This is a genomic window from Rhizobium sp. USDA 4016 (genome assembly GCF_056279705.1).
Map to the genome: position 1 here is coordinate 3,550,915 of NZ_JBWCCY010000004.1, position 14,776 is coordinate 3,565,690.

General features: G+C 59.7%; 15 protein-coding genes. 7 read left to right on the top strand and 8 right to left on the bottom strand.

Translation table 11 applies throughout. The features are described 5' to 3' along the window. Positions 1 to 4: 4 nt before the first annotated feature. Entirely contained in the window at positions 5 to 1,507 is a 1,503-nt protein-coding gene (locus ACZ9DP_RS33330) for an ATP-binding protein (protein WP_194728796.1), read from the bottom strand. A 144-nt stretch (positions 1,508 to 1,651) separates the two neighbouring features. Then, the gene (locus ACZ9DP_RS33335; RefSeq protein WP_476204886.1) at positions 1,652 to 3,649 is read right to left on the bottom strand and encodes a methyl-accepting chemotaxis protein; all 1,998 of its coding nucleotides are present in this window, start codon (positions 3,647 to 3,649) and stop codon (positions 1,652 to 1,654) included. Positions 3,650 to 4,100: 451 nt separating this feature from the next. Between ACZ9DP_RS33335 and rpmH the strand changes: the two genes are divergently transcribed. The 4 genes from rpmH (at position 4,101) to yihA (ending at position 7,245) form a co-directional block, all read left to right on the top strand. Beyond that, positions 4,101 to 4,235, top strand: coding sequence for a 50S ribosomal protein L34 (rpmH, locus tag ACZ9DP_RS33340; protein WP_016552555.1), 135 nt, complete (start codon positions 4,101 to 4,103; stop codon positions 4,233 to 4,235). Between the two features lie 21 nt (positions 4,236 to 4,256). After that, a complete protein-coding gene (gene rnpA / locus ACZ9DP_RS33345) occupies positions 4,257 to 4,655 on the top strand; it encodes a ribonuclease P protein component (protein ID WP_039843758.1) in 399 nt (132 codons plus the stop codon). Continuing rightward, on the top strand, positions 4,655 to 6,445 hold the full coding sequence (gene yidC / locus ACZ9DP_RS33350; protein WP_074066462.1) for a membrane protein insertase YidC: 1,791 nt from the start codon (positions 4,655 to 4,657) through the stop codon (positions 6,443 to 6,445). The genes rnpA and yidC overlap by 1 nt, the downstream gene beginning before the upstream one ends. Positions 6,446 to 6,588: 143 nt before the next feature. Next, positions 6,589 to 7,245: a ribosome biogenesis GTP-binding protein YihA/YsxC gene (gene yihA, locus ACZ9DP_RS33355; protein WP_022713523.1), complete on the top strand. Its 657-nt coding sequence runs from the start codon at positions 6,589 to 6,591 to the stop codon at positions 7,243 to 7,245. Positions 7,246 to 7,291: 46 nt separating this feature from the next. Here the strand turns inward: yihA and ACZ9DP_RS33360 are convergent, their stop codons facing one another. The 3 genes from ACZ9DP_RS33360 to ACZ9DP_RS33370 form a co-directional block, all read right to left on the bottom strand. After that, complete coding sequence (locus ACZ9DP_RS33360) at positions 7,292 to 7,849, bottom strand: fasciclin domain-containing protein (RefSeq protein ID WP_476204888.1); 558 nt, start codon at positions 7,847 to 7,849, stop codon at positions 7,292 to 7,294. Positions 7,850 to 7,957: 108 nt separating this feature from the next. Then, positions 7,958 to 8,680 carry an anti-sigma factor gene (locus ACZ9DP_RS33365; RefSeq protein WP_283070530.1) on the bottom strand — a complete coding sequence of 241 codons (723 nt, stop codon included), beginning with the start codon at positions 8,678 to 8,680 and terminating at the stop codon, positions 7,958 to 7,960. Continuing rightward, entirely contained in the window at positions 8,677 to 9,216 is a 540-nt protein-coding gene (locus ACZ9DP_RS33370; protein WP_476204889.1) for a sigma-70 family RNA polymerase sigma factor, read from the bottom strand. The genes ACZ9DP_RS33365 and ACZ9DP_RS33370 overlap by 4 nt, the downstream gene beginning before the upstream one ends. Positions 9,217 to 9,362: 146 nt before the next feature. On the opposite strand from ACZ9DP_RS33370, the gene argB reads away from it, so the two are divergent. Then, the gene (gene argB, locus ACZ9DP_RS33375) at positions 9,363 to 10,250 is read left to right on the top strand and encodes an acetylglutamate kinase (RefSeq protein ID WP_039843756.1); all 888 of its coding nucleotides are present in this window, start codon (positions 9,363 to 9,365) and stop codon (positions 10,248 to 10,250) included. Position 10,251: 1 nt separating this feature from the next. Here argB and ACZ9DP_RS33380 read toward each other — a convergent pair whose 3' ends face one another. Together ACZ9DP_RS33380 and ACZ9DP_RS33385 are read right to left on the bottom strand one after the other, a co-directional pair. Continuing rightward, positions 10,252 to 11,031: an isocitrate lyase/PEP mutase family protein gene (locus ACZ9DP_RS33380; protein WP_476204890.1), complete on the bottom strand. Its 780-nt coding sequence runs from the start codon at positions 11,029 to 11,031 to the stop codon at positions 10,252 to 10,254. 12 nt (positions 11,032 to 11,043) lie between these two features. Beyond that, positions 11,044 to 12,108 carry a bifunctional transcriptional activator/DNA repair enzyme AdaA gene (locus ACZ9DP_RS33385; protein ID WP_476204892.1) on the bottom strand — a complete coding sequence of 355 codons (1,065 nt, stop codon included), beginning with the start codon at positions 12,106 to 12,108 and terminating at the stop codon, positions 11,044 to 11,046. A gap of 97 nt (positions 12,109 to 12,205) precedes the next feature. Here ACZ9DP_RS33385 and ACZ9DP_RS33390 point away from each other — a divergent pair, with 97 nt between their 5' ends. Both ACZ9DP_RS33390 and ACZ9DP_RS33395 read left to right on the top strand, forming a co-directional pair. Next, complete coding sequence (locus ACZ9DP_RS33390) at positions 12,206 to 12,913, top strand: pyrimidine 5'-nucleotidase (protein ID WP_476204893.1); 708 nt, start codon at positions 12,206 to 12,208, stop codon at positions 12,911 to 12,913. 110 nt (positions 12,914 to 13,023) lie between these two features. Continuing rightward, a complete protein-coding gene (locus tag ACZ9DP_RS33395; protein WP_476204894.1) occupies positions 13,024 to 13,677 on the top strand; it encodes an EF-hand domain-containing protein in 654 nt (217 codons plus the stop codon). Positions 13,678 to 13,724: 47 nt separating this feature from the next. Here the strand turns inward: ACZ9DP_RS33395 and ACZ9DP_RS33400 are convergent, their stop codons facing one another. Then, a complete protein-coding gene (locus ACZ9DP_RS33400; RefSeq protein WP_476204895.1) occupies positions 13,725 to 14,591 on the bottom strand; it encodes an LOG family protein in 867 nt (288 codons plus the stop codon). Positions 14,592 to 14,776: the final 185 nt, after the last annotated feature.

Sequence of the window (14,776 nt, forward strand, 5' to 3'; positions counted from 1 at the left end):
TGCATCACTTTTCCGCCTGGGTGCGCGAACGATAGTCTTCCAGCGAAACCGGCCGGTCCGGGATTTCGATGCGGAACTGCGTGCCGGCAGCAGGCTTTTCGACGAGGGCGATCGTGCCGCCATGCGCAAGGACCAGTTCGCGCGCGATCGTAAGTCCGAGGCCTGTGCCGCCGCTGCGGGCCGAACCGCGGAAGGCCGCAAAGAGATTCTGCCGGGCCTTCATCGGCATGCCTGGCCCGGTATCGTCAACGATGATGCTGACGACGCTGCCGACACGCTGCGCCGACACAGTGATGCGTTTGACGCCGTCAGGGGCAGTTTCGCCGGTCAACGCCTGCAACGCGTTCCGGCAGAGATTGTGAATCACGCGGAAGAGCTGCTCGCTATCGGCATCCACCTCTATGTCCGGCGGCATCTGCTCGGCAAACTCAACGCCGCTCTGCGGATCGATCGCCAGCATATCCCGCACGTCCTGCGTCAGATCGTAGAGCCTGACCCGCCGGCGACGCGGCGCCGATTCGCTTGCCTGACCGAAGGAGAGCACTTCCGTCGTATAGCCGACCGCGCGATCGATCGTGCGCAGCAGCTTCGGTGCGAAGCTCTTAACCATCGGGTCATCGACATCTACGAGGCGGTCTGACATCAGCTGCGCCGAGGCGAGGATGTTGCGCATGTCATGATTGATTTTTGAGACCGCAAGGCCAAGTGCCGCAAGATTCTTCTGCTGCTTCAGCGTCTTTTGCAGTTCCATCTGCATCGCCGTCAGACGCCGCCCCGCGACCGCCAGTTCGTCGCGCCCGCCATCGCCCACGAAGACATGCTGCGGGTTTTCCGGATCGGCTGAAAATTGCTGCATGTTGCCGGTCAGCCTGCGGATCGGGCGGATCAGGATGCGATTGATGACGAAGAAAATCAGCGTCGCGGTAAAGAGCGAGATCAGCACGGAGAGGAGCAGAACATTGCGTGCATAGACGAGCATCGCCATGCGCAACGGCTTTTCCTTCATCAGCACTTCGACGCCCATGTTCGTCTCGCCGACCGGGCCGTAAACGCGGATGATGCGGTTGCCGCCAAAAAGCAGCGTATCCAGCGCGTCTCCCATGGAACTGATCGGCGTGGCCTTGGTCAGGTCATACTGCTCATCGACGGATGTCGGCATGCTGCTCATCGCGAGAAGCCTGGAGGTACCTTCCTTGCGAAGAACGATCGCCTTCGTGCCGGTCGCCGCCAATGTTTCCTTCTGCAAAGCGTACGGCAGTTCGACGGGCTGCAGGCCATCGATAACGATGGCAGCGGCGGCAGCCGTGTTCAGCTTGTCCTCCAGCCAGCGGATGCGCATGCTCGCGATGGAAGGGAAGAAGATCAGCACTTCGGCGAGCATGATGAACAGGACGGTCAGCCAAAGCAGCTTGCCCGACAGGCCACCGAACGCACCCGCCGGACGGCCGTTTGCGCCGTCCGCCGCAATGTCGACAGTCGAATTTCCGCCTTGCTGTTGCTCCGGCATCGTCATTTCCGATCGGCTAAGCGCCTGAAACCAGACTTCTATATTAGCCGATCGAAGTGCGCTTTCAAATCTTCGCGAGCGACGGCAAGCCGTCATAAAAGAAAACGCCGCCCGGAGGCGGCGTTTTCTGACTGTCGAAGATACTCAGAATTCTTCCCAATTCTGCCCGGCAACCGCTGCGTTGCCGTTGAAGGCCCGCGAGACGGTCTTCATCACGCCGCGCGCCGGCGAGGCGACCGGACGGTGTTCTTCGCGGCGGGCAACGGCCAGCGGCGCTGCAGTAGCATTCGAAATCCTGAAATGGGCAATAAGATTGACGAGACCGTCGGCTTCTGCGGAGAGCTTGTGCGTCGCAGCCGAGGTTTCCTCGACCATCGCCGCATTCTGCTGCGTCACCTGGTCCATCTGGTTAATGGCGGTGTTGACCTCCTTGAGGCCGGTCGATTGCTCCTTGGCCGCCGTCGCGATCGAGTGAATGTGATCGTTGATCGCGATGACGCGGGTTTCGATCTCGCCAAGCGCCTCGCCGGTTGCCTGCACCAGCTTCACACCGACGTGAACCTCATCGCCGGACTTGGTGATGAGCGCCTTGATGTCCTTTGCGGCCGTTGCAGAGCGCTGGGCGAGCTCGCGAACCTCCTGCGCGACGACGGCAAAGCCCTTGCCTGCTTCCCCGGCGCGTGCCGCCTCGACGCCGGCGTTCAGTGCGAGAAGGTTGGTCTGGAAAGCAATCTCGTCGATTACGTTGATGATCTGGCTGATTTCGCGCGATGCCTGCTCGATGCGGCCCATGGCATCGACCGCGTTACGGACGACGACGCCGGAGCGGCCGGCATCATCCTTCGCTTCCGAGACCATGATGCTGGCTTCCTGCGCCCGTTCCGTCGAGTTCTGCACGACGGCCGTGATCTCGTCGAGAGCTGCGGAAGTCTGCTCGAGGGCTGCCGCCTGCTGTTCCGTGCGCCTGGAGAGATCGTCACTGGCAACGCGGAGCTCGTTGGTGTTGCCGTTGATCGCTTCGGTGGTCTCGCGGATCTCGCGCATGGTCGTCTGTAGCGTCTGGAACGTGTTGTTGACGTTCTGCTGCAACTCGGCGAAGGCGCCCTGGAAGTCGCCGCGCATGGTCTGTGTCAGATCGCCATCCGCAAGACTTGCAATGACGCGGCGGGTTTCGCCGACGCCGGCATCGACGCTCGAGAGCAGCGTGTTGATATTGCCTGCGAACTGATTGAGATTGTCGTCCTCATAGTCCTTCTCGATACGGCGGCTGAAATCACCAGCAGCCGCGGCAGCGACCACCACAGACATGCTCGACTGCAGGTCGTCGCTCTTGGTGCGCATGGCCGCTTCCTGCGCATGCAGACGCTTGATGGCCAAGCCGTTCTCCTTGAAGACGGCGACGGCGGCGGCCATCTCGCCGATCTCGTCCTTACGCCCGGCATAGGGCACATCCGCGTCGAAATTGCCGTTGGCGACTTCATTGATGGCGGTCGTTACGCGCTTGATCGGACGGCTGAGATGATTGGTGCCGATGTAAACGCCCATGCCGACGCCTGTCGAAATGCCGACGCCGGCAATGGCAAGCACGAGCCAGAACAGCGAAGCACGGAAGGCTTCGATCTCGGCATCGACGGCCTGCAGCTCGGCCTTGTCGGTCTTTACGATCGCATCGATCTCGGCCTGGAAGGCCTTTCGGTTCGCGCGGTTGGCTTCATTGTTGCCTTGGGTGTTAGCGGCTGCCGGCCCGACTTCAGTGCCGAGACGGGCCGTTTCGGTGCGGAAGGTGCGGAATTCCTTGGCGCGCTCGACGAGCTTTCCGAAGCTTTCCTTCTGGCTCTCGGGAACGAGCGGCGCCCATCCGGCGATGACCTTGTCGATCTCGTCGAGGTCCGCCATCAGTCCCTTGGCGAAGTTGCCGGTATCCTTGATTTCCTTCGCCGCGTAGATGCCGCGGGCTTCCATAACTGTCGCTGTCACGAAGCGGTTGAGCCGCTCGCCAGCATAGGCACGCTGTGAGGCACTCTTATAGGCGCTGAATTTGTTGTTGTACTCGTTCATGGCAATAAGGGCGGTTGCGCCAATAACAAGGGCAACAGCTGCCATAACAGAAACGAGCAAATTGATCTTGCCGCGGATTTTCAACGGAATGCCTCCTCAGGGACTAACGACAGTCTGGAAAGCACATTCCCAGCCGATAGAATGAAGATCGGCTAAATGTCTTAATGTTACATTTCGAATGCGATGGTTTAGTACTACAAAAAATTACCCATATTATCCGCCCATCGACGGCATTCTTCGCAAAAATTGCATAAACCTGAGAAAAATATCACCGATGGCATACCCATCAAGACAAAATCAGCAAAATTCAACCTTTCGACGTGTTGACCACAATAGTTAATACCATAATGCGAATTTTTGCAGTCTTAACCGGCTGACCGATGAATCATCGGGCGATAATTGACTTCTTGAGGCTTCATCCGTATAAGCCGCCGCACGTTCGGTCACTTCGGTCTTTGGCCTCGCCCGTTCGAAAAACAACGCTCCTTGCAATATGCAAATTCAAGAAGGGCCGCACTCCGCGGTGTTTAAATAAATGAAGCGTACCTACCAACCATCGAAGCTTGTCCGCAAGCGCCGCCACGGTTTCCGTGCGCGTATGGCTACCAAGGGCGGCCGCAAGGTCATCGTTGCCCGCCGCGCGCGTGGCCGCAAGCGTCTTTCGGCCTAAGGCCGGATTGCCCGATAACAGATGGCGGGCGAATTGACGACCACTGAAAAAAACACTGCAGGGCGGTTGAAAAGCCGCCCGCAGTTTCTTGCTGTCCGCAACGGCGAAAAGCGCAAGGGTGGCCTCTTCCTGCTTGAGGTTCTCGACCGGAAAGAGCCCGAAACCGAAGCGCGCGTCGGCTTCACCGTCACAAAAAAACATGGCAACGCGGTCGAACGGAACCGCATGCGCCGCCGCCTCAAAGAGGCGGTGCGGCTTCATGTGGGGTTTGCAATGCAGCCCGGACACGACTATGTGGTTGTCGCGCGAAGAGACTGCCTGACGGCGTCCTTCAAGGAATTGAGCGCGGAGCTTAAGGCACGCGTCGAAAACAAGCCGAAACACAGGCGATCCTCCGACGGACGCCCCAGGAACGTATGATGCAAAACAACCGCAATTATTTCATTGCGATCGCTCTCTCGGTGCTGATCGTTCTCGGCTGGCAGTTTCTTTACATGAACCCGCGCATCGAGGCTCAGCGCAAGGCGCAGGAAGCCCAGAAAGCGCAGCAGCAGAGCGAGCAGACACAGGCTCCTGCTGCAGGCGGCCAGCCCGCACCGCAGACAAGTGGCGCCGCGCCGACCGGCCAGGCCGCCGCGACCGCAACGCGCGAGGAAGCGCTTGCAAAGGCGCCGCGCATCGCCATCGACACGGAAGCGCTCTCTGGCTCCGTCAACCTGGCAGGTGCCCGCCTCGACGACCTGAAGCTCAAAGGTTATCACGAGACGGTCGACAAGAGCAGCCCGATCATTACGCTTTTCTCGCCGGCTGACACCAAGGACGGCTACTTCACCGAACTCGGCTATATCGGCAGCGACCAGACCGGAGCAGTTCCCGGTCCGTCGACCGTATGGACGGCGCCGGAAGGCGCCAAGCTCACCGACAAGTCACCGGTGACGCTGACCTATACCAATGACAAGGGCCTGACCTTTGCGCGTACGATTTCGGTCGACGACCGCTACATGTTCACCGTCACGGACAAGGTGACGAACAGCGGAAGCACTCCGGCTTCCATTTCGTCCTACGGGCGCGTTACCCGCTACAACAAGCCGACGACGCCCTCCGTCTACGTCCTGCACGAAGGCTTCATCGGCGTCATCGGCGACGGCCTGGTCGAGAGCAAGTACTCTGCCGTCGAGGAGGAAGCCGTCACGCCCGCCAAGTCCACCGGCGGCTGGCTTGGCATCACCGACAAGTACTGGGCCGCAACGATCGTGCCGCCGCAGAAATCGGCTTATGAGGCTCGCTTCTCGCATTTCACCGATGGCCAGCCACGCTATCAGGCCGACTATAAGGAAGACGCCGTAACGGTTGCTCCCGGACAGTCGATCGAGCTCAAGAACCTCGTCTTTGCCGGCGCCAAGGAAGTTCCGGTCATCGACGGCTACGAGGCCTCCTACCAGATCCCGCGCTTCGACCGCCTGATCGACTGGGGCTGGTTCTATTTCATCACCAAGCCGATGTTCAAGCTGATGGATTTCTTCTTCCGCTACTTCGGCAATTTCGGCGTCGCGATCCTGATGACGACGATCGTCGTCAAGGGGCTGTTCTTCCCGCTCGCCAGCAAGCAATACGCCTCGATGGCGAACATGAAGCGCGTGCAGCCGAAGATGGAAGAGCTCAAAGCCAAATTCGGCGACGACCGAATGGGCCTGCAGCAGGCGATGATGCAGCTCTACAAGGAAGAGAAGATCAATCCGATTGCCGGCTGCTGGCCGATCGCCCTGCAGATTCCGGTCTTCTTCGCGCTCTACAAGGTCATCTACATCACGATCGAAATGCGGCACGCGCCGTTCTTCGGCTGGATCCAGGACCTCTCGGCCCCCGATCCGACCACGATCGTCAACCTCTTCGGCCTGCTCCCCTTCGAAGCGCCCGCCCTCCTACATCTCGGCGTATGGCCACTGATAATGGGTGTGACGATGTTCGTGCAGATGCGCATGAACCCGACGCCGCCCGACCCAACGCAAGCGATGATCTTCAACTGGATGCCGCTGGTCTTTACCTTCATGCTGGCAAGCTTCCCGGCCGGCCTCGTCATCTACTGGGCCTGGAACAATACGCTCTCCGTAATTCAGCAGGGGGTAATCATGCGCCGCCACGGTGTGAAGATCGAGCTCTTCGACAATCTCAAGGGCTTGTTCCGGCGAAAACCGGCGCCATCGAAGTGAATGAGGGAGCCTCGCTTCGGCGGGGCTTTTTCTTTTCGGCAACCTGTTTTCAATGAGGGCCCATCAGGGACCGTTGGTTGACAAAATCATGCGAAACCTGAATGCCTTATGCGCAATGGATTAGGACGCGCTGGAAAAGCGGAATGACGCAAAACAACGAAAAGCCACTCTTCGGGCGGCCGTGGATCTTCATCCGCGGCGTGCCTTCGATGAAGTTTCTGCCACCAGAAGGGCCGCTGGAAGTGGCGTTCGCCGGGCGCTCGAATGTCGGCAAGTCGTCGCTCATCAATGCGCTTGTCGGACATAAGGGACTGGCGCGTACCTCGAATACGCCGGGCCGGACGCAGGAGCTGAACTACTTCGTTCCCGAGGGTTATTCCGGCGAAGGCGGCGACCTGCCGCCGATGGCGCTCGTCGATATGCCGGGCTACGGTTATGCGCAGGCGCCGAAAGACCAGGTCGACGCCTGGACGAAACTCGTGTTCGATTATCTGCGCGGCCGCGCTACGCTGAAGCGCGTCTACGTGCTTATCGACAGCCGCCATGGAATCAAGAAGAACGACGATGACGTTCTGAGCCTGCTCGACAAGGCCGCCGTTTCCTACCAGATTGTTCTCACCAAAACCGACAAGATCAAGCCGCCCGCGGTCGCCAAGCTGCTCGCGGAAACGGCAGAGAAGATCAAAAAGCGTCCGGCGGCCTTCCCATTCGTTATTGCCACCTCTTCCGAGAAGAGCGAGGGATTGGATGAGTTGCGCCAAGCCATTGCCGAAACGGTCGAGATCAAAAACTGGAATTGAAGGGAGGCGCACCAGAGGCGCCTCCCCTCCTTCGTCCTTAGATCCATCATGTCTTAGGCAGAAGCACCCTGTCGACGACATGGATTACGCCGTTCGACTGCTTGACGTCGGCGATCGTCACACGTGCCGTGCCTCCCATTTCATCGGTCAGCGTGATCTTGCCCATGCTTTCCTTGGCTTTCAGCACGCAGCCGCCCACTGTCTTGATGTCGTGTTCGCCGCCATCGTCCTTGATCATTTTGGCGACGGTCTTCGCCATCGCATCTGCTGCAACCACGTGGCAGGTCAGCACCTTGACGAGCGCGGCCTTGTTTTCCGGCTTGAGAAGCGTCTCGACCGTGCCCTTCGGTAGGGCGGCGAAAGCCTCGTTCGTCGGTGCGAAAACCGTGAACGGACCTTTGCCTTCGAGCGTGCCGACAAGCCCGCCGGCCTTCACCGCCGCGACCAGGGTGGTGTGGTCCTTCGAGTTAACGGCATTGTCGATGATGTTCTTCGTCGGGAACATCGGAGCGCCACCCACCATGGGGTTGGCGGCCTGCACAGCAAAAGCGATTGCGGATAGGGCAGTGGCAAGCGCAATGGTGCGCAAAGCTGGCTTCATCATGATCATCCTCCTCACGTCCGGCGCCGGTTCGCGTGCGGAATGCCTCGGCCCGCCCGGACACCGAGATGTACGAGGCGATGCAGAAAGAGTTTCAGAAGAGACAGTTTTTTAGCGGCGATGCGTGGTGCCACTGGCGACAACCGGTCCTGTCGGTGCGCCGGTCGTCGAACCGCCAAAAGGCTCGAGGCTGACGGCGAGCGTCGTACCATCGGCAATGCCGCCGCGCAGATCGGCAGGAATGACAAGCTCGCCATCTTCATCCGACTGGAAAATGCCGAGCGACTTTGGAGTGCCGCTTCCCGGCACCAGCCAGAGCTCCAGTGATTTTTTCTCAGCCCCGCTCGCCGCAACGGGAACGATGCGGAGGCGGCCGCTTTGGACGTCGTAAGAGGCAAGCAGATTGACCTGGCTGTCGGCGGACGACAATTCGGCAACCAGTTGCGATTGACCTTTCGGCGGTGGAACGTTGCCGGAGGCGAAAATTATAGCTCCGATCGCAACGACCAGAGAAGCGAAGGTCAGCGAGCGCCAGAAGACGGCGGAATTCCAAAGGCCGCGCGAAAAGGACCGCGAAAGCTCCGGTTCGCCGAAAAGGCGTGCCTCGATCTGCTTGAAGGTCTCCCGGCCCGGGCTCGCGGCCACTTCATACTCGTCGTTGAAAGCAGAGAGGTTCGTTTCCCAGCGGCTGACGATTGCGGCAAACTGGCGGTCCCGGCGCATGCGCTCCTCGACCACCCGGCGATCCTGAAACGAAAGAACACCAAGCACGTACTCGCCGGCGAGCACTTCATCACGGGAGCGGCCTCCCTTGCTTTGATCCGGCGATGTCATCGCTCCATGCACTCTCTCAGCTTCAAAAGGCTGCGCCGCAGCCATGTACGCATGGTGTTCAGCGGAACGCCAAACTGATCGGCAAGTTCCTGATAGCTCAGTCCTTCGACATAGGCTTTCTTCACCGCCTGCGCCCGATCAGCTTCCAACTCTTCCATGCAGGTGTCAATCCGCCTTCCTTCATCAGACAACATGGCCTGCTTTTCCGGGTCGAGGCCAGGATCGGGAAGATCGTATTCACCGTTAAACTCGTCGGCGACAGGCTTTCGCGCCCGCATCGTATCGATCGCCTGGTTGCGGGCAATCGCCGCGAGCCAGGAGGACGGCGTACCCTGGTTGGCCACGAAGGCCCCGGAGCGCTGCCAGATCTTTGTATAAACCTCCTGCAACGCCTCCTCGGCTTCAATACGATCGTTCAGGATACGCAGGCATATGGAGAAAAGTTTCGGGCTCGTCGCCTTGTATAGATCGGCGAAAGCCTTCCGGTCGGCCATGGCGATGCGGCCTATCAATTGCGCGATTTCCTCGCTCGTCATGCCGCGGCCCATCTATCTTTGACACGATGCCAATAAACGGCGGCCGGCTCAAATTGACAAGAGGCACAGCAACTAATGCGCAGGGCATTATTCCATCTGTCAAGAACTTGAGATAAAAGGCCGCGATCTATTCTGCGGGGTATGCCATGAACCAGTCCGAAAGCGAAACCCAAGCACGCCTTCTCGCACAGGCGCTGCCTTTCATGCAGCGTTACGAGAACAAGACGATAGTCGTCAAATACGGCGGCCATGCCATGGGCAATCCCGAGCTTGGCAAGGCCTTCGCCAGCGACATTGCGCTTTTGAAGCAATCCGGCGTCAATCCGATCGTCGTCCACGGCGGCGGTCCACAGATCGGCGCGATGTTGACGAAGATGGGCATCGAATCGAAATTCGAAGGCGGTCTTCGCGTCACCGACGCCAAGACCGTCGAGATCGTCGAGATGGTGCTTGCCGGCTCCATCAACAAGGAGATCGTGGCACTCATCAACCAGACGGGCGAATGGGCGATCGGGCTTTGCGGCAAGGACGGCAACATGGTCTTTGCCGAAAAGGCGCAGAAGAAGATCAAGGACCCGGATTCGAACATCGAGCGCGTGCTCGATCTCGGCTTCGTCGGCGAGGTCGTCGAAGTCGACCGTACGCTGCTCGACCTGCTCGCCCGTTCGGAAATGATCCCGGTCATCGCCCCGGTCGCGCCCGGCCGCGACGGCGCGACCTACAACATCAATGCCGACACCTTCGCAGGCGCTATCGCTGGCGCACTGAATGCCACGCGCCTGCTCTTCCTGACGGACGTTCCCGGCGTGCTCGACAAGCAGGGCAACCTCATCAAGGAGCTCTCGGTTTCGCAGGCGCACGCGCTGATCGCCGACGGCACGATTTCCGGCGGCATGATCCCGAAGGTCGAAACCTGCATCGACGCGATCAAGGCCGGCGTCCAGGGCGTCGTCATCCTGAACGGCAAGACGGCCCATTCCGTGCTGCTCGAAATCTTCACCGAACACGGCGCCGGAACGCTGATCGTTCCGTGATTCAAGCTTGGCCCGCGGCGGCGAAGACCGCCTCGGCTGCCTCCTTCAGCTTTTCCATCATTGCGCGGTAGGGTCCCGGCCCATAACTGACACGGCCGACGCCGAGCTTTGCCAACGTCTTCACATCCGGCACGCCTTGCCGCATCATGATGTTGACCGGCAGCGTAACGGCTTCGCACACTCGGCGGATCAGGTCCTGATTCGACAATCCCGGCGCAAAAAAGCCGCTGGCGCCAGCCTCTGCATAGGCGGCTGCCCGCTCGATCGCCTCATCCACCAGCGGCACATGCCGGTCGGGATCGGAGAACTTGAGGAACAGGTCGGTGCGGGCATTGATGAAGAACGGAATGCCCCTAGCCTCGGCCATCTCGCGGATGGCGCGGATGCGTGCGGCTTGCTTATCGATGGGATGCAGCCCGCTGCCGCCCACCACCTGGTCCTCGAAATTGATGCCGACGGCGCCTGCATCAATCAGCCTGGCTGCGTTGGCAGCGGCTCCCGCTTTGTCGGTCGAATAGGCGCCCTCGAAATCGACGGAGAGAGGCAGGTCGTTGGCCGCAGTGATCGACCGCACCGTTGCGACAAGCGCTTCCAGCGGGATTTTTTCGCCGTCGGCATAGCCTTGCGCCGCAGCAACCGACCAGCTGCCGGTCGCCAGTGCCTTGGCGCCTGCGTCGCTGACAGCCTTCCCCGTGCCAGCATCCCAGATATTATAGAGGACGACCGGATTGCCCTTCTGATGCAATGCGCCGAACGCCTTCGCCTTTTTCGCCTGGTTCATGGAACGTCCTCCTCAAACAGCCCCTTTGGGCCGCATTTTTCCTTCGTGCCTCAAAAGCCATTGCTTGCGCCAGAGCCCGCCGCCATAACCGGTCAGTGATCCGTCTGCGCCGACCACGCGATGGCAGGGGATGACGATGGCAAGCTGGTTTGCGCCGTTGGCGCGGCCGACCGCGCGCACCAGCTGCGGGTTTTCCATTTCCCTGGCCAGATCACCATACGCGCGTCTTTCTCCGACAGGTATTTCCCGAAGCTTCGCCCAGACCGAGCGCTCGAAGGCGGTGCTGTTGCCGAGCGCCAAAGGGGTTTTGAAGTTCGCGGATTGACCGTCGAAATAGGCGCGCAGCTCGGCATCGATCTGTTCGATCGCAGGCGTTCTTCCGGCGGCAACCAAGGAGCGGGTCTTGCGCTGCAGGTTTTCCAGCTCAGCCTGAAGCGCCTTCCGATCGTGGAACTCCAGAAGATGCAGATGCGTCTGATCGGCCACCGCGACCATCGGCCCGAGCGGCGTTTCAAACCAGTCTGCGAAGAGCAGCTCGCGGTTCTGCGACATGGCAGGCGCCTTGCCGATCAACCGCTGAAACGCGGCGCGAAAGCCGCTGCCCGACTCGTAACCTGCATCCAGCTGGACATCGATGACGCGGGCGCCGCTCGCAAGCTGCCTTGCTGCCTCGCCGAGTCGGCGGTAGCGGGCGATGTCTAAGAATGTCATGCCCAGCGACCGTTTGAAAGCGCGCCGCACGGTGGAGGGATCGTAACCCTTGCGGACCAGATCATCCTCGGTCCAGCGCGCCGCCGGAGCGCAGTCGAGTGCTTCCAGCAGCTCGTCGACGATCGGTTCCTTGCCCGCCTGTTCCAGCGGCTTGCAGCGCCGGCAGGGCCGGAAGCCGGACTGCATGCAGGTGGCGATGGAATCGTAGAAGAGCGTGTTCTCCCGTTTCGGCTTGCGTGCGGGGCAGGTCAACCGGCAGAAGACGCCGGTCGTTCTCACGCAGACATAGGCAAGCCCCTCGTAATCGGAGCTGCGGGCGATCAGCGCATCATAAAGCGTGTCTTCATTGGGAAGATCGAAAAGCATGAGAGCCTTTTATCATCCCTTCCCTTTTCCGTCCGTCGAAAATCGGGCGTCTATTTTTTTGTTCGGCAATTTGCTTGGCCCATGCCATAACGCCGCCATGACCAAGATAGATCGCACTCCGACCAAAGCCGATTTTGCGCATGTGACCGAATGGGTCTTCGACCTCGACAACACGCTTTATCCGCATCACGTCAATCTCTTCGCGCAGATCGACAAAAACATGACGGCCTATGTCTCGGCGCTTCTCCAGATGGAGCGGGACGAGGCGCGCAAGCTGCAGAAGCAATATTATCTCGATCACGGCACGACCCTGCAGGGTCTGATGATCCATCACGGCGTCGACCCGAACGACTTTCTGGAAAAGGCCCATGCCATCGACTATTCGAGCCTCACGGCTCAGCCCGAATTGGGTGCGGCGATCAAGGCACTTCCTGGCCGCAAGTTCATCTTCACCAACGGCAGCGTCAAACATGCCGAAATGACGGCCGGTGCACTTGGCATTCTCGAACATTTCGACGACATCTTCGACATCGTCGCCGCCGAATTCGTGCCGAAGCCGGCGCAGGTTACCTATGACAAGTTCAGGGCACTGAAACGAGTCGAAACCGGCAAGGCGGCCATGTTCGAGGACCTGCCGCGCAACCTTGTGGTTCCAAAGGCGCTCGGCATGCAGACTGTGCTGCTCGTGCCGAACAATCTTGAGGAAACCGTCGTCGAATGGTGGGAACAAACGAGCGGCGACGAGGACCATATCGATTTCGTCACCGACGATCTGGCTGCGTTTCTGGCAAGGGTCGTGGACTAGATTACCAAGATTTCATTCAGCTTGCCGATGTTTAATTGGTCAGATTGACGCATCGGTCCTACCTTTCGAGCGCGATCCCCAGCGAGATTGCGAACCCGAAAGGAAATATGATGTCCCGGAACAAGCTGATACTGATCGCACTTTCCTCCGTCTTGATCGGTGCTGCAGCCGGCGGCAGTTTTGCCGCTCCAGGCGACAGGGCCCGCCAACCGCCGCGCCAGATGACGGGCGACGGTATGCGCGCTGAAGCAATGCGCGAGGTTGCCTTTGTGCGCATGTTGAAGCAGTTCGACACCAACAAGGACGGCCAGATTTCCAAACAGGAAGCCCAGGACGGCATCGAGAAGGTCTTTGCCGCGATCGATACGAACAACGACGGGGCGCTGACACCGGGCGAAATCCGCAAGCACCATGAAGCCCAAATGGAGGACCGCAACGCACCGGATGACCAATTGGGTGCCAATGACGACGCCGTGCCCAACGCTCCGCAGACGGCCGACAACGGTGGCCAGCCGAAGATACCGAAGCGCGCCGAGCGTGACCGCGGCGGCGCCGATCGCGGCCCAGGCGACAAGCGCTGGGGGATGCGCGACGGTGGCAGGATGATGTTTACGTCGATGATGCGCCGCATGGACACCGACGAGAACGGCCAGATCTCCAAGCAGGAAGCCGAGGCAACCTTCGACAAGTTTTTCATCCGCATGGATCGCAACAAGGACGGCGCGATCTCGATCGATGACATGCCTAATCGGCCGTTCCTGTAAGCAAGGACTTACCGCTATTGAGGCCGTCGCACATCGTGGCCGGTTTTCTATTCCTGATGCTCATAGAAATCCTGGATGATCTTCCAGGCGGCATCTGCCGTATCGACGAAGCTGATCAGCGTCACGTCGTCAGGCGCGATCGTCCCGAATTCGGCAAGTGCGTCGAAATTGACGATGCTTCGCCAGAACTTCTCGCCGAAGAGAATGAGCGGCATCTTTTCCATGCGTCCCGTCTGGATCAACGTCAGGCATTCGAAGAATTCGTCGAGGGTTCCAAAGCCGCCCGGGAACACCGCAATCGCTTTCGCGCGTACCATGAAATGCATCTTGCGGATCGCGAAGTAGTGGAAGTTGAAGCTGAGCTCCGGCGTCACATAGGCGTTCGGGGCCTGCTCGTGAGGCAGCACGATATTGAGGCCGATCGAGGGCGCGCCTTCGTCGGCTGCTCCGCGGTTGCCGGCCTCCATGACGCCCGGGCCGCCGCCGGTGACGATCACATACTCATGGAAATCGAAACCAGCGGAATATTTCGAGCAGAGCCGGGCGAACTTGCGCGCTTCGTCATAATAGATGGACGCCGCCTCCAGATTGGCGCGCTGCATGTCGTTGCGGGCTGCCCATGCGCTCTGACCGGGGGCCGGAATACGCGCGCCGCCGAACATGACGACGGTGGATTTGATGCCGCGTTCCGTCAACATCATCTCGACCTTCAAAAGTTCAAGCTGGAGACGGATCGGCCGCAGGTCCTCGCGGCAGAGAAAGTCGTCGTCGGCATAGGCCAGGCGGTAGGAAGGAGAAAGCGTTTGCGGCGTCTTCGGCACGGCGAGTGCGCGATGCCTGTCGATCTCGCTCGACTTCAGCGGAGCCCAGACTCCGTCCTTGCGCCTGAGCTTGCCGTTTTTTCCCTTCGCCATTTCAGAATGCCCTTCAAAAATGCCGGCAACACTTGCCGGGTCTGTCTATAACACCTTGAATACAGAAACGATCTCGTTCGAAAAATCATTCCATTTTAGCCGCTCATGCGATAGAGCAGATCGCATCCCGCCGATCACAATTCCCGGAGACTTCTTAGTCTTCAGGATAAAGCTCGAAGTTTAAG